The organism is Arsenicitalea aurantiaca (assembly GCF_003994485.1).
Taxonomy (GTDB): Bacteria; Pseudomonadota; Alphaproteobacteria; order Rhizobiales; family Devosiaceae; genus Arsenicitalea; species Arsenicitalea aurantiaca.
This window is the reverse complement of the sequence record NZ_RZNJ01000004.1, coordinates 11,329-34,053: the sequence shown is the minus strand read 5'-3', so window position 1 is coordinate 34,053 and position 22,725 is coordinate 11,329. Positions and strand designations below refer to the sequence as shown.

At 61.8% G+C, this 22,725-nt stretch carries 17 protein-coding genes and 2 pseudogenes; 9 read left to right on the top strand and 10 right to left on the bottom strand.

Going from position 1 to position 22,725, the window contains the following annotated elements:
* Positions 1-205: 205 nt before the first annotated feature.
* A complete protein-coding gene (locus tag EMQ25_RS11460; protein WP_127188733.1) occupies positions 206-448 on the top strand; it encodes a hypothetical protein in 243 nt (80 codons plus the stop codon).
* Here EMQ25_RS11460 and EMQ25_RS11455 read toward each other — a convergent pair.
* Positions 445-912 (bottom strand): hypothetical protein, encoded by a 468-nt coding sequence (locus EMQ25_RS11455; protein ID WP_127188732.1) that lies wholly within the window; start codon positions 910-912, stop codon positions 445-447. The two genes, EMQ25_RS11460 and EMQ25_RS11455, sit on opposite strands and share 4 nt — an antisense overlap.
* A 230-nt stretch (positions 913-1,142) precedes the next feature.
* On the opposite strand from EMQ25_RS11455, the gene EMQ25_RS11450 reads away from it, so the two are divergent.
* A complete protein-coding gene (locus tag EMQ25_RS11450) occupies positions 1,143-1,400 on the top strand; it encodes a hypothetical protein (RefSeq protein ID WP_127188731.1) in 258 nt (85 codons plus the stop codon).
* Positions 1,384-1,950: a hypothetical protein gene (locus EMQ25_RS11445; RefSeq protein ID WP_127188730.1), complete on the top strand. Its 567-nt coding sequence runs from the start codon at positions 1,384-1,386 to the stop codon at positions 1,948-1,950. The genes EMQ25_RS11450 and EMQ25_RS11445 overlap by 17 nt, the downstream gene beginning before the upstream one ends.
* Positions 1,951-2,017: 67 nt before the next feature.
* Here EMQ25_RS11445 and EMQ25_RS11440 read toward each other — a convergent pair.
* Positions 2,018-2,784: pseudogene (locus tag EMQ25_RS11440) on the bottom strand (IS5 family transposase).
* Positions 2,785-3,122: 338 nt separating this feature from the next.
* On the opposite strand from EMQ25_RS11440, the pseudogene EMQ25_RS11435 reads away from it, so the two are divergent.
* Positions 3,123-3,380: pseudogene (locus EMQ25_RS11435) on the top strand (integrase core domain-containing protein); the annotation flags it as partial.
* Positions 3,381-3,421: 41 nt separating this feature from the next.
* Here the strand turns inward: EMQ25_RS11435 and EMQ25_RS11430 are convergent.
* Complete coding sequence (locus tag EMQ25_RS11430; protein WP_204570005.1) at positions 3,422-7,096, bottom strand: peptidoglycan-binding protein; 3,675 nt, start codon at positions 7,094-7,096, stop codon at positions 3,422-3,424.
* A gap of 649 nt (positions 7,097-7,745) precedes the next feature.
* Here EMQ25_RS11430 and EMQ25_RS11425 point away from each other — a divergent pair.
* Both EMQ25_RS11425 and EMQ25_RS18085 read left to right on the top strand, forming a co-directional pair.
* A complete protein-coding gene (locus EMQ25_RS11425) occupies positions 7,746-8,681 on the top strand; it encodes an HWE histidine kinase domain-containing protein (protein ID WP_158626062.1) in 936 nt (311 codons plus the stop codon).
* Between the two features lie 681 nt (positions 8,682-9,362).
* Positions 9,363-9,923, top strand: a complete 561-nt coding sequence (locus EMQ25_RS18085; RefSeq protein WP_158626061.1) for a c-type cytochrome — start codon at positions 9,363-9,365, stop codon at positions 9,921-9,923.
* 269 nt (positions 9,924-10,192) lie between these two features.
* Here EMQ25_RS18085 and EMQ25_RS11415 read toward each other — a convergent pair whose 3' ends face one another.
* The 7 genes from EMQ25_RS11415 to EMQ25_RS11385 form a co-directional block, all read right to left on the bottom strand.
* Complete coding sequence (locus EMQ25_RS11415) at positions 10,193-11,092, bottom strand: GGDEF domain-containing protein (RefSeq protein WP_127188727.1); 900 nt, start codon at positions 11,090-11,092, stop codon at positions 10,193-10,195.
* Between the two features lie 535 nt (positions 11,093-11,627).
* Positions 11,628-12,449, bottom strand: a complete 822-nt coding sequence (locus EMQ25_RS11410; RefSeq protein WP_127188726.1) for a DeoR/GlpR family DNA-binding transcription regulator — start codon at positions 12,447-12,449, stop codon at positions 11,628-11,630.
* Between the two features lie 112 nt (positions 12,450-12,561).
* Positions 12,562-12,990, bottom strand: coding sequence for a RidA family protein (locus tag EMQ25_RS11405; RefSeq protein ID WP_127188725.1), 429 nt, complete (start codon positions 12,988-12,990; stop codon positions 12,562-12,564).
* Between the two features lie 30 nt (positions 12,991-13,020).
* Positions 13,021-14,685, bottom strand: a complete 1,665-nt coding sequence (locus tag EMQ25_RS11400; RefSeq protein WP_127188724.1) for a hydantoinase B/oxoprolinase family protein — start codon at positions 14,683-14,685, stop codon at positions 13,021-13,023.
* A 2-nt stretch (positions 14,686-14,687) separates the two neighbouring features.
* On the bottom strand, positions 14,688-16,736 hold the full coding sequence (locus EMQ25_RS11395; RefSeq protein ID WP_127188723.1) for a hydantoinase/oxoprolinase family protein: 2,049 nt from the start codon (positions 16,734-16,736) through the stop codon (positions 14,688-14,690).
* 4 nt (positions 16,737-16,740) lie between these two features.
* Positions 16,741-18,084 (bottom strand): NAD(P)/FAD-dependent oxidoreductase, encoded by a 1,344-nt coding sequence (locus EMQ25_RS11390; protein ID WP_127188722.1) that lies wholly within the window; start codon positions 18,082-18,084, stop codon positions 16,741-16,743.
* 35 nt (positions 18,085-18,119) lie between these two features.
* Positions 18,120-18,833, bottom strand: coding sequence for an SDR family NAD(P)-dependent oxidoreductase (locus tag EMQ25_RS11385; protein WP_127188721.1), 714 nt, complete (start codon positions 18,831-18,833; stop codon positions 18,120-18,122).
* Positions 18,834-19,229: 396 nt separating this feature from the next.
* Here EMQ25_RS11385 and EMQ25_RS11380 point away from each other — a divergent pair, with 396 nt between their 5' ends.
* The 3 genes from EMQ25_RS11380 to EMQ25_RS11370 are packed head-to-tail and all read left to right on the top strand — an operon-like array spanning position 19,230 to position 22,707.
* Complete coding sequence (locus EMQ25_RS11380; RefSeq protein WP_204570002.1) at positions 19,230-20,915, top strand: ABC transporter ATP-binding protein; 1,686 nt, start codon at positions 19,230-19,232, stop codon at positions 20,913-20,915.
* Entirely contained in the window at positions 20,912-21,886 is a 975-nt protein-coding gene (locus EMQ25_RS11375) for an ABC transporter permease (protein ID WP_244606569.1), read from the top strand. Before EMQ25_RS11380 ends, EMQ25_RS11375 begins: the two co-directional genes overlap by 4 nt.
* Positions 21,883-22,707 carry an ABC transporter permease gene (locus tag EMQ25_RS11370; RefSeq protein ID WP_127188719.1) on the top strand — a complete coding sequence of 275 codons (825 nt, stop codon included), beginning with the start codon at positions 21,883-21,885 and terminating at the stop codon, positions 22,705-22,707. The genes EMQ25_RS11375 and EMQ25_RS11370 overlap by 4 nt, the downstream gene beginning before the upstream one ends.
* The last annotated feature ends 18 nt before the right edge of the window (positions 22,708-22,725 follow it).

Genomic DNA, 22,725 nt, shown 5'->3' with positions numbered 1-22,725 from the left:
GCGCGCGCAGTCGGGCGCTGGATACACCAATTGTACGTACCTATAGAATAGGATTATCTGCTCCCAAGTGCTGAGCGGCGGCGGCAGAAGTGATCGGCCGGGGCATAGCAGCGCCGTGGGAGATGTGCACGCGAGCATCAGCAGCCGCTACCAGACGTGGAACTCCAGGTGATTGCAAGAGGACTGACAGAGGATGCGAGCTGAGGTGAAGCGGCCAGTGCGGCCGGTGCGTCATCCCGATCGTGAGCTCGAGTGTGAGGAGGCGCTGGAACCAGCGCTGCTCGAGCTCGTCGCCGCGGCCGAGGGCGCAGGCTGGGATCACGGCGAGATCTGGCTGGCCTTGGTGAGCCTCGGCGTCAATCACATCAATGCCGACATCGAGAAGGAGAAACGCGAGACGAATCTGCGTACGGCACGGGGCGTCCGCCGGCTCTTCCCCGACGGCTAGGCGCCTGCCTTGCCGCCCGGCAACACGATGAACCGGCTGTCGCGCAGCACGAACGCACCTTCGGTCAGCGACACGCGCCGGCCGGGATAGGCCAGCACCGCCGCCTCGAAGGCCGCATGCGCAACGCTGATGTGTCGCACCTGTGCGATAACGCTCACCAGCACCTCGTTGCCGACGTCCCGATTCTCGACCGCGTACGGCAGCCCGCCTATCAGCGGCTGCGGCGTCTTGGGCACACCCATCCAGATGTGGACGCCCTTACTGTTGCAGGCTGGGCAGCGCATGCGCTCGGAAAAGTGCCGCTGCCCGCGCATCGGCCACAGGCTGTGCGCGCCGCCGACATAGTGGATGACTTTCGGAAGATCGACGGGCCACCGGTGCCGGCACTGGAGCTGGAGGCAGATCGCTACCAGCTCCTGACCGCTCACTCGGGCGTCCTCTAATGTCTTCAGCGTCCGCGGCATTCCACGATCCTCATCACGAGGAGTCGTGTCCTAGAATGAGAACGGAAAGCGAACAAGAGGGTAGGAGTGGATTGTGAACTGGCGGACCGGATTTTGGCGCGCTTTTGACAGCCATCCGCTCCTGATGCCAATTCGAGCCTCAGGGCCCTGACAGGAGTTCGGCTACCAGCGTTTGCCACCGAAGCCCCGCAGGTGGCAGAATCGAACCGGAACGCCTGAGGGAGAGATCAGTGGCCGGCACCGACAACTTTACCGAGCGGGAGGCGCGCGACGTTGTCGCTCGCTCCGCTCGCGTGTTGCGGAGTTGGGAACACGAGCTTGCGGTGCTCTACGATGAGGATAGCGAGGACGCCGACTATAGTGGGGGCGCCGTCGCCACGATCTTGTCAACGCTGCGCGATATCGAACGCGATTTCCCCGCGTTGAAGAAGGAAGCCAGGGCTGTGATCGAGCGTTATCGGAAATTCTCTTATGTCGACCGTCGATAGGGAGCCGAAGCACAGGCGCCGGGGCCCCAACTTCAAGCACACCGCAGAGACCGACCGCTTCATCTGCGACAGCCGGAAGGCCGCCGTGACATTCGCAGCCATCGCTGAGACGCTCGGGATTTCGACGGCCGCGGTCGTACAGAGGGCCAGGCATCTGGATCCCGGCACCGAAAGCCTACGGTCCGGTCGCTACATCCGGGCAACGCCAGAACAGGTTTCGATCCTGGGCGAGATGGTGGACGAGGGTGCAACGCTCGCTGCCATCGGTCAAAGGCTCGGAGTTGGTCCTGATACAATTCGGGCATGGCTCGACGCATCCGGCTTCGCATCCTATCGTCGGCGGAAGATCCTCACGGAGGTCGTCGGTGGTCAGGACAAGCGGCGCAGGTTTGCTCACACTGCCGAAACAGACAGGGTGATTGTGGATAGCCTGGCAGCCGGCAAGACCTTCGTCTCGATGGCGGATGCGCTTGGGACCACAAGGCGCGTTGTCCGGGCACGGGTCCGATTCCTTCAGGCCGAGTGCCTGTTTCCTCCGCCCACAAAATGATACGAGACGTCCGTGTGCCGATGGTGTTTGAGTCTCTGCAGGCGACGTTGCCATCTAGGGTCCGGACTCAATTGCACCAATAGGTGATGGCAGCAGCGATGAGTGCTGTGGCCAGGAAGTTTCTGGCGAGCTTATCGTAGCGGGTTGCGATGCGTCTCCAATCCTTGAGGCGGCACCAAAGACGCTCGACCAAGTTTCGGGCCTTGTAGGCGTGTCGGTCATATGGGATTGGCGCGCGCCGGCTGGCGGTGGAGGGGATAACGACCTGAGCGCCCTGCGCAGCGATGGCGGCGCGGATGGCGTTGGTGTCGTAGCCGCGATCGGCAATGAGACGATCGAAGCGCCCTGCCGCTTTTTCGATCAAGGCGCCAGCCATGGTCATGTCGTTGATATTGCCGGCCGAGACCATGAGCAGGCGCGGGCGCCCCTGGGTGTCTGTCAGTCCATGGAGCTTGCTGGTGCGACCGCCGCGTGAGATGCCGATGGCTTGCGCGAAGGCCCCCCTTTTGCGCCGCCCGCCGAGCGGTGGGCCTTAATGTGGGTCGCGTCGAGGGCAACAGTGCCCCAGATGCCATTATGCCCGGTCAGCGCCTCGAACATCCCCAACCAGATGCCTTGTCGGCTCCAGCGATTGAAGCGGTTATAGATTGTCGTGTACGGCCCATATTCGGGCGGGCAATCACGCCAGCGTGCTCCGCTCTAGAGCATGTGCACGATGCCCGAGATCACCCGACGGTCATCGACCCGATGCGCGCCTTTGCGACCACGAGGCAGCAAGGGCTCGATGCGAGCCCACTCCGCATCGCTCAACCACGTCAACTGTCGCTGTTTCATCGCGGTCTCCTCTCCTCGGAAACCTTGAATCACAACTTATGCCGCACGGGAATCCTTATTGGGTACGGACCCTAGGCCGCCGTTCGCCCTTCGGGCGGCGTCGCCGTTCTTCAGCTGGCACTTTCTTTCAAGAACTCGATGACGACCTCATCCTGAGCGCCGTATGGGCGGTTGCCCCAATCGAATGAATTCGGGTGTCCACGGTGTGATCGGCAGCGCCGATTGGATGCGCGGATATCGAGCCAAATGACCTTTGTCTGCTTTCTATCCGTCGACCTTGTGCCAGTCCCACCTCCAACAACGTCGCTGCTGCTACAGATTGCGGCGTCACCTTCGATCGCGATGAGCTCTTGAACGAGAGCCTGTTCTTCGGCTTCGACCACGCCCGTAGCGCCATTGCTGAAAGGACGCAGGACCTCCATACCGCAAGACCCCATTTCTCGCTCGGCTATCAGACCCCGGCGGCCTTTGCTGGAGCACTAGCCGCAACCGGCTCCGACCCTGTGCTCGATAAGGGCTTCCCCTCTCCGCCGGTTGCTCAACCCGCGCCACACGGCGTAACTGAAACGGCCGAGGCTCTAATCGCCGCTGGATGAAAGTTCAGTGGCAGGTGAGTGCCATCCTGCGGAGACGCCCATCAACGGATTGTCGTTGGCAAATCGCTCGGAGTATCGACCAGATGCCACAGGCTCTCGAAGCCATGGCCCTGCTTCCATCCCTCGGTTTCCGCAGCGGCCATACAGTCACCCTCGAACGGGTCCCGCACGACCCTAAACTCGGTGTCGAGGAGTTGACCGAGAACGTAGCAGTCGGATTCATAGCGGCCTAGTATGGCGTTCTCGCGCTCTACGCCGATACGAACCAGTATTGCCTTGATGCGGCGATCCTGCCAAACGGCCGTACCATAGTCGAGTAGATCGTCAGACACAGTCGTAATCGTCCACCGGTCATTGCGCAACGCACTTAAGACCTTATGCGTCTTGGGAAAGTGCAGCAGTAGGGGCGCAGGATTTTGGTCGTCCACGAAACTGCGCATCATCTCCATAATGGTCTTCTGTGCGCCAGCCGCATCAACGTGATGCTCGGCTCGCAGCGCCACCTGCTGTGCGAGGCTCGCCGCGCGGAGCTCGTCCTCCTGTGCGCTTTGGAGTTGAGCGGCAGCCCGCAGCTCCTGGTCGGCCAGCGTGGCCGCCATCAACTCTTGGCGAGATACTTCATCAAGCCGAGCGACTTCGGTCTGCACGGTGTCGGTTTCGATCCACAGAGGCAGCAGCTCGTGTTTGATGTTGTCCCGCGCCATCGCGTCCATAAGGACTCGCAACGTCTCGTCTGGACCATAAATGGCTTCACATAAGCCTCTTTGGGCCGCGACAAATGCCTGCTCTTGAGTGAGAGCCTCAGAGAAAGCCACATCGCTCAGGTAGAGCGTAACAAGATCGAGATGGCGCGCCAGGAGATTGGCGTGAGCGTCGAGGTTTTGGGCGACGGCGCAGAACGCGCTGTCCGACGAAGCAAGCTTCAAGATGCCGTAGCCATGGAGAAGTTCGTTGCCAAGGCGAAGCTTGATAGATTGGACTTCAGCATCGAGGCGTGCAGCTTCATCCGCCGTTTCCTCCGATTGCACCGACACCAAAGTCACTAGGCGACCGTCTTCGAAGCTCGAGATGATCGGCTGCGCTTGGCTGGGGCTCAGCGACAGAAAGGCCCCCCTCTCAAGTAGGATCAGGTCGGCCACTGCTGAGCCGCCCAAGCACTGCGACACCTCTACTTGCTCGATGCCAAGGTCCTTGAGTTTCCGGCGAGCCAGTAGGAATGGAAGACCCGTCTTCGGAGGCGTATGAACCCAGCAGCCGTGCACGGTACCTCCCTCCACCGTCAGATCGCCCAGCAGATTGGTGGTGAGGTAGGGGGCGGTCCCGTCAGCCACTCTGAGGACCACAAGAGCGTCGTTGTCACCCTCAAGCAGTGCCGCATTTGCTAGAGTAATCGAGAGGCCGTTCGCGATTGTCTCGACTGCTGGCTGAACACGGCGTGCGGCCTCAGACTCGGCAAAAGCCATTGCCGCTGCGGTAAGACCGTACTCGCCTATTGATGCCTGCGCACCTGCGACGATTCGCACGATGTTTGAGGACTTCTCGTCGGCGAGTGCGCCTTCGAGCGTTGCCTGGAGCTCGATCAGAGGCAGAACCTCGTCATCGGTGAGGTTCCTGCTGATGTGATCAAGGAGGAAGGTGTTTAGAAGTGTCCCTTCCTCGACCGCCGTTGCGATGGCATTGGCCAAAGCGACGTCGTTTAGGTGATGCCGTGCGGACATCGCTGCGCCGTACAGCTCATCGGCGTGTACCAACTCGTACAACGCGGCATGCGACGCGGTCAGCCCATCCAGCTGCGGATCACTGAGCTCGCGCTTCAGCCGTCCGATTGCTCGGGCCACTGATATTGGTTCGACAAAGTTCTTTCCTGACCGAGCGAAGTCTTCGATATCAGCCAGCAAGCTTCGCGCCTGCTCGAGCGCAGCGTCGAGTGCTCGGGATGCTCTCGCGGCTTCAGCGTCGGCATTTTTGAGATCCGCATCAGTGACCAAGGGTGCTTCACGAGCGGCAGCAAATGAATGCAAATCCGCAGCAAGACCCAGTTCCTGAATTATCTGGCCTGCTTCCAATTGCGCGGACGTAACCCGCTCAGCGTTTCCTTCGACAAGTATCGCCTCAAGCCGCTCTTGGAGCTTGAGCAGCGCCTCCGTTTCGGCAGCGGTAACGTTCCGGGCAATATGATCGATGATAAAGGCAGATTGATCTTCCAATCGGCGGCGGGCAAGGAGTGCTCCTGTCGTCGCAGCCTGTTCCGCTGCGAGCAGCTGAGCCATGCGGTCCTCAACGAAGACTGCATCGAGTTCGAGCAGCCTCTCCAGACGTTTCACATCCGAGTTGATGCGCGTTGCGTCTTGGGCAGCAAGCGATTGCTTGAGTGCGACCAGAGCTCGAGCAACTTCAACCCCGTCCGAGAACCGACCCCCGCGGCTTGAAAACGCTTCCACGTCGTTTAACAGGGTCGTTCCTTGCCCTGTAGCCTCCTCGCGCGCCAATCGCTCCGCTTCCTGCTTGGCTCTCGTTTGCTGCGCTTGCCAGTTCTCTGTCGCGACCTCGTGCTGGATTTCAAGTTCGGCGAGCAGCAATTCGGCCTGCTCACGCTGGTCGCTGCCGAGTTGATCAATTTCAACCTGCGCAGAGCACGCCGAGTCGGCGTGCTTCCAATCCTCCCTGTGTATAGACGCCGCGCAATTGGTGACTTGCAGGTGCAGTTCACCCAAAACCAGACGGTTGGCCAGCGCGTTGATCTGGTCTCGAAGGGCGCTAGGCTCTTGTGCAACAGCGTCCCGCTCGGTGGAGGTAAGCTCTACCAACTGCTGCTGCTTCTCCTCCAGCAACGCCCGTGAATCTATAAGCGCTGCGCTAAGCCGCCCTCGAATATCTTCCAGGATCGCCTTGATCGCACCATTTTGTGGGTCCGCTCGGTTTGCGCGGAAGCAAGCTTCCAGTCCAGCTAGCCAATCTAAGGCGTGAGCCGCTGATTTGCACGCTTCGCTGGCATGTTCGGCTTCGGCGATTGCGAGCCTGTGCGCATCGTAGGAGATCTTGTCCGCAAACCCTGAATCGAGAAAGTCCCAATAGGGGCGGGCTTGGGCAAAACCTAGCCGTTCGGCGTGGGCGAAGTCTTCTGCAGAGTCGAAGCCGGCTTCTTGCGCTGCTATGAATGTAGGATAATCGCCGAAGTCAGATTCAGCGAACAGGTAATATTCGATGGAGCTTGTGATGCCGTAGTACCGGGCACTGTCCCAGTCGCCTTTCGAATCGAACCCGGCTGTAGAGGCCGTGATGAATTCTTGCCTACTGGTAAAACCGGCCTCAGCTGCCTGCCGCTCCTCGCGTGCGCTGCGCCAACCCGCGCTCGCACGTTCCTCCAGATCGCCCAGGTCTGCCTCGCTGAAAGCCCCACGTAAGTCGAAGGCAGCTTGATAGGCGGCTACGGCCGCCCGCGTACCGGGCCCCACTTTCCCGTCCACTTCCATGTTGTAGAAGCCAAGTGAACTTAGCGCGGTCTGTACCCGGCGAATGAATGCAAGTTCAGCTTCTAATTCTTGGCGGGCCTTCTCAGCCTGAGCCGCCTCCATCTGCTGTTGCTGTACTCGCGCTTGTTCCTGCTTCAACCCCTGCTCGAGCAATGCCCCTGCGATCCCAAAGAAGAGATCTCGATTGCTCTGGGAAGCTCCGGCCGTCACGCTTGCCAATAGTAAACCAGTCGCGAGCGCCACACTACGCAGTCGCCGGTATGCTCTGTGTTTCAAGTAGTGCCCCCACCCCTAGACCTTGCACCCACTGAACCATAGGCGACCCGAACGATCAACATCGAAGAGTAACGTCTATCCGCATCCTGGCTTCGGCTAGTGACGTGAACGGCGTCTATTTGAGGCATTAGTCGCGCAAGTTGCCGTCGAAGCTCTCGATGAGGTCGTTCTGCATGGGTTGCCCGGCGGGATGCAGTGCCAGTCGATCTGCCAGTCTTGGGACCAGCGCAGGATCACATGCTGGAAACCCGGTGCCATTGTCACTGACCACCGTCGACGGCCTGCCTCTTTCGGCGATGATGGCATCAAGCTTGGGCGAAGAGTATGAGCGCCTTGTGGTGCGCAGCTGCGAAGGCTCGGCGATCTGTGGCGCCGGGCTCTGTCTTCTCCGAAGCGCAGTCGAAGCGACCGAAGTTCGAGTGGGTGGAAAGCGTGGAGGAGCAGGGCGCGGCAAGGCCTGAAGGCCTTAACACTCGGTGCAACATGCGAAAGATGCGGGATGGAGTAAGTGCACCTGCGTCTCTTGCGCCATGCAGACATACGGGCAGTTGTCCTAGGTCCTTGAAAATGGGATCATTGCCCTCCTCTGATGAAGTAGCGTCCTTCGCAGATGTCCATGACCGACCAAGAATTGGCAATTGCTGTTGCCGAGACGTCACCCGCCATGCTGTGGATGGGCGATGCGCTCGGTCGTTGCGTGTTCCTAAACAGCTCACTTCGTCGTTTCTGGGGCGTCGATCCCGACGCTCTCGATCAGTTCGACTGGAGCTCAACGCTCCATCCCGACGATGTCGCGCTGTTGAGCCAGCCGTTCAGCGAGGCAATGGCTGCGCATACCTCTTTCGTAGTTGAGGCCCGCTACAGGCGCGCCGATGGCATCTATCGAATCATGCGGACCGAGGCGAACCCCCGCTTCGGCGGGGACGGGACCTTTCTCGGCATGACAGGGCTCAACATAGACGTGACGGAACAGCGGGACGCTGAGCAAAAATCCCTCTACCTCATGGGCGAGCTGAACCACCGAACTAAGAACCTCATCACGGTGGTCATGGCCATTGCGCGGGCGACGGCGCGAAGTACCGAGCCTGATCGTTTTCTCGAGACCTTCTCATCGCGCCTGGCGGGGCTGGCATCCAGCAATGATCTGCTCGTTGCGCAGGACTGGACCGCAGTGTCAATGCGGGATCTTGTGACCAGTCAATTTAGGACCATTTCCATGGAGTCCGATGATCGCATTGCATTCGATGGACCCGACTTCTCCGTTTGCCCGCAGCATGCTCAGACAGTCGGTATGGCGCTACATGAGCTGGCCACCAATAGTCTCAAGCATGGGGCCCTTTCCGAACCGTCCGGCCGATTGACCGTAACCTGGCGATCAAATGATGCTAACCAGTGGCGATTGGAATGGCGAGAGACTGTGTCACGGACGCTGCCGGCTCCGGTCCGAAGGGGGTTTGGGCACGTAGTCATGGTCGACATGGTAGAGCGTACCGTGGGCAAGGTCGATCTCCGTTTCGAACCGCAGGGTGTGACCTGGATCCTCGAGGTTTAAGGTGCGGGCGGCATCTACCGGCCAGGGTGCACTTCGATCGATAACGTTTGGAATACGTATTGGACAAAGCGACAGTGCACTCAAGCGCTGTGGGACACCGACACAATTCGCGATTCAAGAATAGCATGAGGGTGAGACCGTCCTGCCAAAGCGTTCTGCTTCAATGTGTATCAGAGAGACTGCGGCTTCGGCCCGCTCGCCGGTGATTGGCCGTCCGATTGCACGCTAAGACTGGCAGTCGAAAACTGAACCGCATCGCCGCGGCACTCCTAGGCATCTCGCGAACACGGGCACCGGACGGGACGAATTGCCCTTGTGGACGGAGCAGGTTCAGGCGAACTTGATGCCGAAGTCAGGTCATTCGGGAGTGCTGGCCGGCGCATTCCAGATATCGACGTCGGATGGCTGCAACTTTTGATGGATAGGCGCGCGTGCGGCTCGATGTTGCCGTCGGCAAGCACATTCTGCGCGGTGATGCTTGCCAAGGTCGGACGAGAGGGGACATTCCGCGTTGGCGGAGATCCGAAATCAAAGCTGTGGGAGGGCAACATTAGCGGAGCTGCTGAATCCAGAGATGCGATCGTGCGTCTCCGTGACGCGCCAGCAAGGGCGTCGATGCTACGCGCTGGCCTTTTTGTCATCATGCTGTGGGGTGCCCCCGCATCCGCCCAGAGTGTGGAGATGGGAGCCAAGGTCTTCGCACGATGTGCTATCTGCCACGAGATCGGGCTGGGGGCCGGTAGCCGTCAGGGGCCGCAATTGAATGAACTGCTTGGTCGGCGCGCGGGAGACCTGCCGGATTTCAACTATAGCGCGGCCTTGCGTGAGGCTGGTCAAAATGGGCTAGTTTGGACGGCCGAGACGCTGGCCGAGTTCATCGCGCGACCGCGGCACTTTGAGCCGGGCAGCCGTATGATTTTTCGCGGGCTGAGAAATCCTGCAGAGGTCGAGGATGTCGTTGCCTACCTTGCAAGTCTCCAGACGCCCGATCAAATCGCAATGCGTACGGGCAAGGCGCTGGTTGAGACCTATTGCGGCGCCTGTCACGCGACGGGATTAGAAGACTTGGGGCCGCACACGGCAGCGCCAGCGTTTCGCGATCTTCATCGCCGCTACGATGTGGCAGACCTTGCCGAGGCGCTGGTCGAAGGACTATCGAGTGGCCATCCGGAAATGCCGGAGTTCGAGTTTGAGCCCGACCAAGCCGAGGCGATTATCGCCTATCTCAAGTCACTGGAATAGCGGCTTGATGTGTCGAACGGCCATGTCACCCTGAATGGCCCCACGATCCGCAGGCTATGACGCCTTATAAGATCCGAACTTTGGCAGTTCGCCCGACTGGGTGTGGTCACGGTCTCGCAACGCGTGTCTATCCGGCTTCGCCGTTGAGAACGGTTTCCGGTACCCTCAGGTGGTTTTAACAGCCTCACGCTGTGGGTGCCGTTCCAAGGACATCTTCCGATGGTGGCGGGTCGAGCAACGCTGACAACTTCGCCGCCTCTGGGAGCAGGCTAATGGACCGGTAGCTGAGCGAGATCCATTCGGTTCCGCCCATGGCGCTTTGCTCTATAAAGGGCACGATCAACCTCGCTGAAGATTTGCCCCGGTTCCCGCGCTCCCTCGAACAGCCCCAGTCCCATTGACACCGTGATGCAGCCATGCGGGGGGTTGCCTCTATGCTCGATCTTGGCAGCGCGGATACTTGTCAGCATTCCTTCGTAGAACGCGGCGGCCGACATACAGTCGCGATGCTTGGACGTTACGGCGAGCTCCTCCCCGCCAATGCGGTAGGCTCTATCCGTGCTCCGCTTGAGGGCTACCTGAAGCAGTTCGCCTATCCGCTCTAGAACAGCATCGCCCTTGGCGTGGCCGTATCGGTCATTATACGCCTTGAAGTTGTCGTCATCCAAAAGTGCGAATGCCTTTATGCTTTGATCGGCCACAGAGGCCATGAATTCTGGCAGTTCTTGAGCGTAGGCCCTGCGGTTCAACAAGCCGGTCAGTGCGTCCACCCTGGCGCTCCAAGCCTCTGTGATGTCACTGAAGATCCATATGCGGCTATACCCGCCGCCATTCTCCGGCAAAGCAACGCTACGGCGATTGAAGAGCCGGCCGTCCTTGAAAGAGAGCTGATCTTCCGATGGAATTGTCGAACCATAGAGGCGGTTGACGAGGTGCATGAAGGCATCGGGATCATCGAGTTGCTCGAGTACGTGAACAAGCATAGCCTGGTCGCCCTGCAGGACAACCGATCTCGGTATTCGCCATAGCGTCTCGAAGGCCTCGTTCATGTAGAGGACCTCTCTGTTGCTCCCGATGATCAGCACGCCATCTGGCATCAGATCGAGAGCTCGCCGCATCAGCGATGCAGTGTCTTTTTTCTCACGAGATGTTTCGAGTAGCGTGTCCACTATGCCTTCCTACGCTGACTTCTGCCGTGATGCTCGAGAGCATTTGGCATTGAGCCCCGTGGGACGGTGCAAAGCGTAACCCGTGGTCCGAATGCACGTCGATTTGGGGAGGCCAGTCAAAAATCCTGAAGTTTACGGCCCTGAAAGCCAGAGCCGCCACGTCAACGCTATCTGATAATCAAGGGCACTGGAAGCCATCTAGGATCCCTGTGTCCTGCGACGCCAGAAGGAGGCAGATGGCGGACGTCTTGACTTGGCGCCATTTGACTGGGCGATTGGCGGTTCGGTTGAAAAAACTGTGGCGCAGCTTGCGAGGCTTTCTTGCGGTATGCGCCGAACCCAGCGCGCCTGCGTTGCCCCCCAGAGGTGATGCTCCCTGAAGCATGGCTATGGCTCCGGTGGATGCCAGAGGATTGCCCAGAAGATACGAAGCCCCGCTCTTCTCATCGAACGCTGGCGCGAAGCGCACGGGTAGTGAGGCGACTGGATCGTTGAAGGGCAGTCTCCGCCAGCACGAGCTGTTGAAGGCGGTGCGCTAGTCGGCGACGGATTCGCCAATGGCGACGCGGGTAAGCTTGGTGTTCCGGGCCGCAAACGCCGCCGTATCTTCCTCGGAGACACCGTCATCGGTGATGATCTCGCTGATTTCGCTGACATCGGCGACGCGGTACATCGCCCGGCCGCCGAAGCGAGAGCTGTCGATCAGCAGGACCACCTGGTTTGCCGCGTTGATCATAGCGCGCTTGAGGTTGACGGTATCCACGGTGGTGTCCGAGATGCATTCAGCATTGAGGGCCTGGGCTGAGGCGAAATAGGTGTCGCACCGAAGATCACGGATGAAGGTCAGGCCCGGCTCGCCGAACAGCGTATAGGCGCCGTCTCGGCAGGCGCCACCGGGCACTACTAGTTTGATGTGATGGGTGTTGGCCAGCGTGCTCGCAACCAGCACGTCATTGGTGACGATAGTGAGCGGGATCGACAGCGCCGCGATGGCGCGGGCAAATTCGTGCATGGTCGAGCCGGTATCGATCAGGATGCTCTGGTGCGGTTCGATCCGCTTGATCGCCTCTTGCGCGATGGCGCGCTTTTCCTCCGTCGCTGTCTGGCGTGCGAGGTCGATGGTGAATTCCCAGGTCGCCTGTCGGCGTACGCGCACCGCCCCGCCGTGGGTACGGCGCACAAGGCCTTGCGAGGCCAGCTGATCGAGATCGCGCCGGATCGTGGACACCGATGTACCGAAGAGGCGCGACAATTCCTGGTTGGTCGCCGCCATGTTCTGGTTCAACCAGTCGAGCAGTCGTTCCTTGCGCTCGGCCGGCAGCATGTCATCGGAAATAGGCTCGTCGTCAAAGTTCAAGGAGGCTTTCTCCGATTGGGAGCATTGTGCAATGCCCGCCCATATTCTCACACCCCCAAAGAGAAAGGAACCGCCGTGCCGGCGCGCGGTAGGGCGGTTCCGATGCCGCAGGTCAGAGCGTGATGTTGATATATTCCGCCCCGGCAGCGGCGACGCCGCGATAGGCGGTCAGCTCGATCTCGACCTTGAAATCGGCGGCGCCGAGGGGCGAGCAGGTTACGGTCGAGGCGGGGTCGATACCCTTGAACTTTTCGCCGACAACGGCCATCACCGCGGCGGCATCTTCGCGGTAGGGAATGGTTACGCGCGAGCGCACCACGTCGCCCAGGCTGGCACCGACGGCGGCAAGCGCACCCTCAAGGTTCTTGAAGCATTGCCGGGCCTGCTCGACCGCGTCGGTCGACATCTCGCGGGTCTGGTAATTGCGGCCAGCCGAATTTGAGGCGAAGATCCAGTCATCGATGACCACGAGGCGCGAATAGCTCTCCTTGTCTTCGAAAATGCTGCCCGATTTTACCTTGATCACCTTGGGAGTGGCCATGTGTCTAATCCTTCTTTTTTGGAGGGGGGGTCAGCTGGCGGGTGCCAGATCGGGGTGTGCCACGGCAACGCTGGTGGCGGCCTGGCCATAGGTCCTAGCCGCGAACTCGGCGCTGATCCGGCCTTCGGCGATGTCCCGCGCCACAGCTTCCGGGGAGCGCCCGGAAGGAGGGCCGAAGCCGCCGCCACCGGGCGTGACAATCTCGACCACCTGTCCGGACATGAGCGGGATGGAGCCGACGAACGAAGTGCGCTCATCGCCGAAATCGGCGGTAGAGCCGGCGGCCGGAAGCCCGCCGGAAAGGCCCCAGGGCTGGGATAGGAGGCGCGAGCCATGCAGGCTGAGCTTGCAAGGCCCTTCCGCCCGATAGACCCGGCGCAACCCCATGCCACCACGGTAGGTGCCGGCCCCAGCTGAGCCATCGACCAGTTCGTAGCGCAGCAAGGTGAGGGGATATTCGAGTTCGAGCGCTTCGACCGGCAGATTGGACGTATTGGTCATGTGCACATGAATCCCGCTCAGGCCGTCGGCCTTGGGGCGCGCGCCCCCGCCGCCGCCAATGGTTTCGAGATAGACCCAGAGGCTTCCATCGGCGCGTTCGCCGGTAAAGATGGCGCCGGTGCAGCAGCCATTGCCGGCCGCCTGCACCCGGTCGGGCAAGGCCTGGGCGAGCGCGCCCTGCACCATGTCGGCGACGCGCTGGCAGGCGGCGATGCGCCCGTCGACAGCGCCGGGATGCTTGCAGTTGAGAAGCGAGCCATGCCGTGCTGTCACCGTCAGCGGCCGTGACAAGCCCGCATTGGGAAGGATGGTGGGATCAACCACCGATTTGACGGCGTAGTAGCAGGTAGCAAGCAGCGCCGTGAAGATGACGTTGAGCCCGGCAGCGACTTGGTCGGGGGCGTCGAAATCAAGGTGCATCTCGTCACCGCTGACGGTGATGGCGATGCTCAGTTTCATCTCGACGGGCATCTGGCTGTCGTCAAAATAATCGGTGAAGCGATAGGTGCCGTCGGGAATTGCCGCGATGCCAGCGCGCATCTTGCGCTCGGCATAGTCCTGCAGGGCGTCCCCGGCCTGCAGCACGCGCGCGGTGCCGTATTTGGCACAGAGCGCCTGCATGCGCTCAACGCCCAGCCGGTTGGCCGACATCTGCGCGCGCAGATCGGACAGGCGCTCATGCGGCACCTGGCAATTGAGCAGGAACACGTCCTGCAGGTCCTTTTGCAGAACCCCCTGCTTGTAGAGCTTGACCGGGGGCAAGCGGATGCCCTCCTGGTAGATATGGGCGTGCCCGCGATCGGCGAAGTCGGAATGGTGGGCTGTGTTGATGGCCCAGCCGACCATGCGGTCCTCGAAAAAGATCGGCTCCGCAAGGACGATGTCGGGCAGGTGGGTGGCGCCCCCTTCATAGGCATCGTTGCCGATGAAGACGTCGCCCGGATGGATGTCGGCTTCGGCGAAGCGCTTCTTGATGTGCGGGATTATGCCGATGAAGCTGCCCAGATGCATGGGGATATGCTCGGCCTGGCAGAGAGTGTTGCCGCGCCAGTCGAACAGGGCGGTAGAGCAGTCTCGCCGTTCCTTGATATTAGTGGAATAGCTGGCGCGGACCAGCGCCTCGCCCATTTCCTCGACGATGGAGGTAAGGGCGCTGCCGATGACCTCGACGGTGATAGGATCGACCTGACTCATCTTCACACCTTGAGGATGACGTTGAGATAGGGATCGACGACTGCGTCCATGCCGGGCAGCACGACAGTCGTCGCGTCCATCTGCTCGATGATGGCGGGGCCGGCGAAGCGATTGCCCGAACGGAGCCGGTCACGGGCATAGACCGGGCATTCGACCATGCCGCCGGCCTCGGGCATATAGACCTCGCGCCGCGCGACGATCGCGCCCTCGGCGGACGGCCCGGCGTCGGGGTGGCTGTTGAACTGGGCCTTGGCGACGATGCCAGTCGCCTCAACCCGCAGGGTAACGACCTGCACGATCTCGCCTTCGGCGATGAAGCCGAAGCGTTGGCGATGGGCCTCCTCGAAGCCGGCCTCCAGCGCCTCGAGCGTTTCGGCAGTGATCGGCCCGGCAGGGACAGGGACGGAGAGCTCGTAGTTCTGTCCGGCATAGCGCATGTCAACGGTGCGGCCGATCAGGCGTCGATCCTCCCTGAGGCTTTCGCTGTCGAACCAGATTACGGCCTGCTTTTCGAGTTCCACGAAGCCTTCATGCAGCACGGGCAATGCTGCCTGATCGAGTGGCAGCAGCCGGCTGGCGGCAAAATCGGCGCGCAGATCGGTGAGCAGCAGGCCGAGGGCGCAAAGGGTGCCGGGGGTCACCGGCACGATAACGTGCGACATGTCGAGCTCACGGGCGAGGCGGGCGGCATGAAGCGGCCCGGCTCCGCCGAAGGCCATGAGCGCATAGTCGCGCGGATCGTGACCGCGCTGCACCGAAATGACACGGATGGCCTTGGCCATATTGGCAGTGACCACCGAGATGATCCCCTGCGCTGTTTCCATGACGCTGAGACCCAGCCGATCTGCAAGGCGCGCGACAGCTTCGACGGCAAGGTCGCGCCGAACCTTCATGCGCCCACCCAGAATCTCGACCGGGTTCAGGGTCTGAAGGACGATATTAGCGTCGGTGACAGTCGGCTCGGTATTGCCCCGGCCATAGCAGACGGGGCCCGGATCGGCCCCCGCGCTGCGCGGGCCGACCTTGAGCAGGCCACCGCCGTCCACGAAGGCGATGGAACCGCCACCGGCACCTACGGTATGGATGTCGAGCATGGGGGCCTTGATCGGATAGCCATGAACGCTGGCTTCGCTGGTGAGGCCGCAGGCGCCGTTGCGCAGCAGTGCCACATCGGACGAGGTGCCGCCCACGTCGAAGGTGATGACATTGTCGAATTCGGCCATGCGGCCGATCGCCTGGGCGGCAACAACTCCGGTACTTGGCCCGGACAGCACCGTCCGCACGGGGAGGGTGGCAGCCGCGTCGAAGCCGATGACGCCGCCGTTCGATTGGGTGAGCTGGGGCGGAATCGCGATCCCCAGATCCGACAGCCGCGCCTTGAGGCGCTGGATGTAGCGCCGCATGACAGGGCCAAGATAGGCGTTCACCACCGTAGTGGACATGCGCTCGTATTCGCGGAACTCGGGCGCCACTTCGTGCGAGGCGGAGACGAAGAGGTCCAGCGCTTCCTCGCGCACGATCTCGAGTATGCGCTTTTCGTGCGCGGTGTTCATGAAGCCGTAAAGGCAGCAGATAGCGATGGCTTTGACCTCGGCACGTTGCATGGCGCGGATCGCCTTGCGAACTTCGGCCTCGTTGAGGGGAAGCTCGATGCTGCCATCGCTACGCACGCGTTCGGCAACCTCGAAACGCAGGTCGCGCGTCACCAGCGTTTCCGGCTTTTCCGCGTTCATGTCGTAGAGGCTGGGCCGTTTCTGGCGGCCGATCTCGAGCAGGTCGCGAAAGCCGTCGGTAACGACAAGGCCGGTCTTGACCCCGCGCAGTTCGATCAGCGCATTGGTTGCGACGGTCGTGCCATGGCCCAGAAAACGGACTTCGGCGGGCTGAGCGCCCACAGTCGACAGGCCCTCCGAAACGCCATCGGCGATGCCGCGCGAGGGATCGTCCGGCGTAGAGGGCACTTTCCAGATGTCGAGCCGGCCGGTTTCGTCGTTGAAAAGGCAGACGTCGGTGAACGTGCCCCCCGAGTCCACCCCGATGCGCCAAACCATGTTGCTAACCCCTGGAATCGTTGATGAAGGCACGGGAGACGTTGGCCGACTTGGCAAAGCGTTCGAGCGCGAAGGGCTGGGCGTCGACGGTCGTCTGTTCGCCCATGACGAGTTCAGCCATCATCTGACCCGCGCCCGGGCCAATACCGAAGCCGTGGCCGGAGAAGCCGCTGGCGATGAAGAAGCCGGGAAGCGAGGCGACCGGACCGATGACGGGAACGGCGTCGGGCGTGACATCGATAAGGCCGGACCAACTCTGCTGGATGCGGGCATTGGCAAAGGCTGGGAAAGCCTTGATGACGTTGATCAGCCCGTTCTGGTTGAAGCGTTCGACCGGCACGGGATCAAGCACGCGCACACGTTCGAACGGAGAAATCTCGTCGAGCGCCCAGCGGCGGGGAGTGCGCCATTCCTCGAGAAAGCGCGAGCCGATCCGGAGCTTGAGTTCATGCCATTGCTTGATCAGGCTGGGCACGAAATCTGCAAAGAGGCGGAAACTGTCGGGCACGATGGGCACGACATTGGCATTACGCATGGCAATCGAATAGCCGCCGTCGTGGCGCTTGCGGAAGGCGAAATTGCCGCCGCCCACGGGCATGTCGGGCACCCCATCGACCGGACCGATCCGCGCCACCGTGCCCAGGATCTTAAGCTGGGGAAAATCGATGTCGAGATTGCCGGCAAAGAGCCGCGACCAGGCTCCTCCCGCCAATACCACCTGGGCTGCGACGATCGGGCCGCGCTCGGTAACGACGCCGCTGACGCGGCCGGCCTTGGTTTCGACCCCGCGCACGGCGCAATTGGTCAGCACATGGGCGCCGGCTTGCGCCGCAGCGCGGGCGATGGCGGGCGTGGCCATGGTGGGTTCGGCGCGTCCATCCGTGGGAGTGTGGAGCGCCGAGACGAAGCCCCCGGAAATGCCGGGAAGCAGACCGCTCAAATCACCGCGGCCGATGAGGCGCGAGCCGATCTGGAACGCCTGCGCGTGCTCCAGCCACCCCTCATAGGCCTGGGTCTCGCGGGCATTGGTGCAGAGATAGGTGATGCCGGTCTGGCGGAAGCCGGTCTCGCCTCCGACTCGCTCGTTCATGCCGCGCCACAACCGGAGGCTTTCCATGGCAAGCGGCAGTTCGGCCGGATCGCGCCCCATCTGCCGCACCCAGCCCCAGTTGCGGCCGGATTGCTCTGCTCCGATCAGCCCTTTCTCGCACAGGGCCACCGAAACGCCGGCCTGGGCCAGAAAGAGGGCGGTGGAAGCGCCCACGATGCCGCCGCCGATGATGACGACGTCCACCTTTTCTGGCAAGCGCGCATCGGTGACGACGGGATCGGGAATAATTGTGGACATGATCGGATCTTCTGGATCGATTGTGGGGTTTCGGCTCAGAGCATGTCTTCAAGACGACAGTTGACGAGCAACTCGGCGATCGCGGCGGAATTGGGTAGCTCGACGAGCGTGCACACGAGCTCGGCCATAGTCTCGGGCTGGATCATGTCCTCAGGGGACACCTTCGAAGTATAGGCGCTCATCTCGGTGCGCACGAAGCTGGGACAAACGGCGGTGGCGCGCACGCCCTTCTCCCAGGCGACATGCCGCGTCGTATGGGTCAGGCCCATCAAGGCGAACTTGGTCATGTTGTAGCCGACAAAGGCGTTGCGCACGCGCTTGCCCGACAGCGAGGCCACGTTGACGATACGCCCGGCGCCGGTCTGTTCCAGTTCTGGCAGGCACAGCCGGGTGAGGCGCAGCGGCGCCTTGACGTTGACCGCCCAAAGCCGGTCGAGCGCCTCGTCATTGTCATCCATGAGCGAGACGCGCTCGCCCGACCCGGCATTATTGACCAGCGCGTCGATGCGGCCGAAGCGTGCGACGGTCGCGTCAACCCATGCCGCTGCGGTGGGAATGTCGAAGGCGTCGAACCGCGCGTAAAGCAGCTTGTCGGTCTGGGGACCGAAGGCATCCACTAGCGATTGCGGATCGCGGGCGCCCAGGCTGACCCGGTAACTGCGGGAGATGAAAGCTCGGGCGATCGCAAGACCGATACCGCGGTTCCCGCCCGAGATCAGCACCACGCGCCCGTCGGAAATACTCGCCATGCCCTCTCTCTCTGCTGGCGCATTGAATGCGCGTATTGCGCGGTCGGTCAAAGAATCTGGTAGAAATCTACCACAAAAGGCCGACAACGACATTAGGAGCGCAGTTTCATCGCGAGTGCAAGCCTCAAAATGGCGGAAGATATGAAAGAAAATGCCCATTTTTCGCGCAAAGAAGTACCCGTCTATGCGTGTTCGGTCAAAAACCCCCACCATTCGCCTTCGAGGATTGACAAGGTGCGCAGGATTGTGCCTGCTTTGATCAGTTGAAGCGACCTTGTGGCGGATATTGATGCAGCAGGTGGTGCAAAGCCTTCAAGTATGCTCACTGTCTTGCGCGGTGATCCTGGAGCCTTCAGGCACGGCCGCCTGCCGTCGGCCGCCCAAGGATGCTCCGCTGTGCTGAGCGTCGAGGGGCTGAGCATCGGCTTCCAGTCGCAGGACGGAGTTGTCCCGACGGTTCAGAATGTGTCGTTCAATCTCTCTGCCGGTGAAGTGCTCGGCCTCGTCGGCGAAAGCGGAAGCGGCAAGACGCTGACCTCGCTGGGCGTCATCGGCCTGCTTCCGCCCAATGCTAGTGTCACCGCCGGCCGGGTAGTGTTCGAGGGTGTCGACCTTCTGTCGCTGAATCAGGCGGAGATGCGCAAGTTACGCGGCCGACGCATCTCCATGATTTTCCAGGACCCGGTGGCTTCGCTCGATCCCGTCTTCACGTGTGGGGACCAGATCATCGAAGCAATCCAGCTGCACGAGAAGATCGGACGCGGGGAAGCCTACCGGCGGGCCGTCGCTTTGCTGGAACGGGAGCACGTCAAGGATCCGGCTCGGGTCATGCGCTCCTATCCACACGAGCTGAGCGGCGGCCAATGCCAGCGCATCATGATCGCTATGGCGGTCGCCAGCCGCCCGCAACTGATAATCGCGGACGAGCCGACTACGGCTCTCGACGTGACGGTGCAGCGCCAGGTGCTCGACATTCTCGAGCGCCTGAACGAGGAAGTGGGCGCCGCCATCCTGCTGATCACCCATGATCTGGGGGTGGTCTACGAGATTGCCGACCGGGTGATCGTCATGAACGGCGGTAGGCTGCTCGAAGAGGCGACGCGCGACGAGATCTTCCGCCGGCCCCAGCACGACTACACCAAGGCGCTGCTTGATGCGATGCCGGCGCTGGGCAAGCGGCGCGACCGCCTTCCGGTCATCGAGCGTGGCGGCGCAACTGACGCCCCGCGGGCTATGGCCTCAGCGGCGCCGCCCGCACCCCGCGAGCCCGGCCCGCCGATCCTCGAGGTCAGGGACCTTTCCAAGACTTTTCTGATCAAGAGCGGCATGCTGGCCCAGACTCAGCGCTATCAGGCCGTCGATAATGTCAGCCTGTCTATCGCCCGGCACACCACGCTCGGCCTAGTGGGCGAGTCCGGATGCGGCAAGACCTCGCTGTCGCGGCTCATCATGCGCCTGACCGAACCGGATTCGGGACAGATCTTGTTCAACGGCACCGATATTGCGCAGCTGAGCGAGCGCCGGCTGTTTCCGGTGCGGCGCAACATTGCCATGGTTTTCCAAAACCCCTTCGGCTCGCTCAATCCGCGCCTCAGCGTGCAGGAGGCGATCTCCGCACCCATGCAGATCCACGGCGGCGTGGCGGATCGCCCGAGACGTGTCGCCGACCTGCTCGATGCCGTCGGGCTACCGCGCAATGCAGGGCAGAAATATCCGCACGAATTTTCCGGCGGACAGCGCCAGCGCATCGCCATCGCCCGGGCATTAGCGCTCAACCCTTCACTGGTCATCTGCGACGAGGCGGTGTCGGCGCTCGACGTCTCGGTGCAGGCGCAGGTGCTCAACCTGCTCAAGGATCTTCAGGCCGAATTCGCGCTGACCTATCTCTTTATCTCTCATGATCTGTCGGTGGTAGAGCACATCAGCGATACCATCGCGGTAATGCGGGCCGGCAGGATCGTCGAGACCGGGCCGGCGGATGCTATCTTCGCCGCGCCGCAGGAAGAGTACACCCGCATCTTGCTCGCAGCCGTGCCGCGCATCGGCATCGAGCGCGAAGACCGGCAGGAGCGGCTGCAGTGAACGCCCTGGCCGGTATCCTCGCCTTCGTCGTCCAGAAGCTCGCTACCGCGCTGACGCAGCTTTTCGTGGTGGCGACGCTGGTGTTTTCTATCATGTACATCATGCCGGGTGATCCCGTGCTGCTGCTGCTGGGTTCGGAAAGCAGCCCGTCCCCGGAGACGATCGCTGCCATGCGATCGCGGCTGGGGCTCGACCAGCCGGTGCTGACCCAATATGTCAGCTGGCTCACCGATGTCGTGCGTTTCGATCTCGGCAATTCCATCCTAGGCGGCTATTCGGTGGGGCAGGTTGTGGCCGACAACCTGCCGCGCACGCTCGAACTGGGCCTCGCCGCCATTGTCATTGCTTCGCTAATCGGGGTGCCGGTGGGCATCGCGGCGGCGCTTAATCGCGGCACGCTGGTGGACACGGCCCTGACCTCGATGACCACGATCGGCATATCGGTGCCGGTCTACATTCTCGGGGCGCTGCTGATCATCCTCTTCAGCCTGCAATTGGGCTGGCTGCCCTCGAGCGGCTACATGGACATCGGGCGAAATGCGCCCGAGCACTTCCGCCGGCTTGTACTGCCCGCCTTCACACTCGGCTTCGGCCTGGCCGCCTCGATCGCGCGCATGACGCGGTCGTCCATGCTCGAAATCCTCAACCGCGACTTCATCCGGGCACTGCGCGCCAAGGGCATGTCCGAGCGGCGCATCATCTGGCAGCACGCGCTGCGCAATGCCTCCATCCCGGTGGTGACCATTATTGGTCTACAACTCGGCAATCTGATGGGCGGCACGGTGCTGGTGGAAGCCATGTTCAACTGGCCGGGGCTGAGCACGCTGCTCGTCGATGCCGTGTCCTCGCGCGACTATCCGGTGGTGCAGGGAAGCGTACTTGCCATCGCGGCGCTGTTCATCTTCATCAATCTCGCCGTCGAACTGATCTACGGGTTGCTCGATCCGCGCATTCGCCGGAGGCGCACATGACCCTCTTCCTGCTGCGCATGCGGCCCGCTGTCGCCGCCAGCGCCCTGCTGCTGGCCGCCGTGGTCGCTATCGCCATCATCGGACCGGCGCTGGCGCCCTATAATCCCTACGAAATCCAGCACCTCAAGGTGAACCAGCCCAGTTCACCCCAACATTGGCTGGGCACCGACGAGTTCGGGCGTGATCTGCTGAGCCGGTTGCTGATCGGCATCCGTCCCACCGTGATGGTGGCGATGGGGGCGACGGTGATCGCCGCCGCGTTCGGAACCTTTCTGGGTATTGTCGGGGCCTACGGGCCGCGCCTGGTCTCCTTCGGCATCATGCGCTCGGTCGATATCCTGCTCGCCTTTCCACCAATCCTTCTGGCCCTCCTAGCCGTCGGCTTCTGGCAGAGCGGTGTCGTCAGCCTTATGGCCGTCATCGGGGTCGTGTACACGCCCCATTTCGCCCGCATCGCTCAATCGTCGACCCTACAGGTGATGCAGCAGGAATATGTGCAGGCGGAACGATCCATGGGTGCCAGCCCGCTGCGGATCGTCTTCCGCGCCATCCTGCCCAACATCCTGTCACCGCTCATGGTGCAGGCCACGCTCACCATCGCCGCTGCGATCCTGCTCGAGTCGGGCCTCAGCTTCCTGGGGCTTGGCATCGTGCCGCCCGAGCCCTCCTGGGGGCAGATGATCGGCACCGCGCGCAGCTATCTGAGCATCAACCCCATGTACCTGGTCTGGCCGGCGCTGTGCCTGGCGATGACCGTGCTCGCCATCAACATCATCGGAGACTATCTGCGCGACCTGCTCGATCCACGGTTGCGTCAGTAGAGGGGTGCCGCTGCGGCG

Coding starts and splice junctions, on each gene's coding strand:
- EMQ25_RS11405 (WP_127188725.1), bottom strand. CDS start 12,990: ATGGCCACTCCCAAGGTGATCAAGGTAAAATCGGGCAGCATTTTCGAA.
- EMQ25_RS11425 (WP_158626062.1), top strand. CDS start 7,746: ATGACCGACCAAGAATTGGCAATTGCTGTTGCCGAGACGTCACCCGCC.
- EMQ25_RS11370 (WP_127188719.1), top strand. CDS start 21,883: ATGACCCTCTTCCTGCTGCGCATGCGGCCCGCTGTCGCCGCCAGCGCC.
- EMQ25_RS18085 (WP_158626061.1), top strand. CDS start 9,363: ATGGGAGCCAAGGTCTTCGCACGATGTGCTATCTGCCACGAGATCGGG.
- EMQ25_RS11390 (WP_127188722.1), bottom strand. CDS start 18,084: ATGTCCACAATTATTCCCGATCCCGTCGTCACCGATGCGCGCTTGCCA.
- EMQ25_RS11455 (WP_127188732.1), bottom strand. CDS start 912: ATGCCGCGGACGCTGAAGACATTAGAGGACGCCCGAGTGAGCGGTCAG.
- EMQ25_RS11385 (WP_127188721.1), bottom strand. CDS start 18,833: ATGGCGAGTATTTCCGACGGGCGCGTGGTGCTGATCTCGGGCGGGAAC.
- EMQ25_RS11400 (WP_127188724.1), bottom strand. CDS start 14,685: ATGAGTCAGGTCGATCCTATCACCGTCGAGGTCATCGGCAGCGCCCTT.
- EMQ25_RS11445 (WP_127188730.1), top strand. CDS start 1,384: ATGTCGACCGTCGATAGGGAGCCGAAGCACAGGCGCCGGGGCCCCAAC.
- EMQ25_RS11395 (WP_127188723.1), bottom strand. CDS start 16,736: ATGGTTTGGCGCATCGGGGTGGACTCGGGGGGCACGTTCACCGACGTC.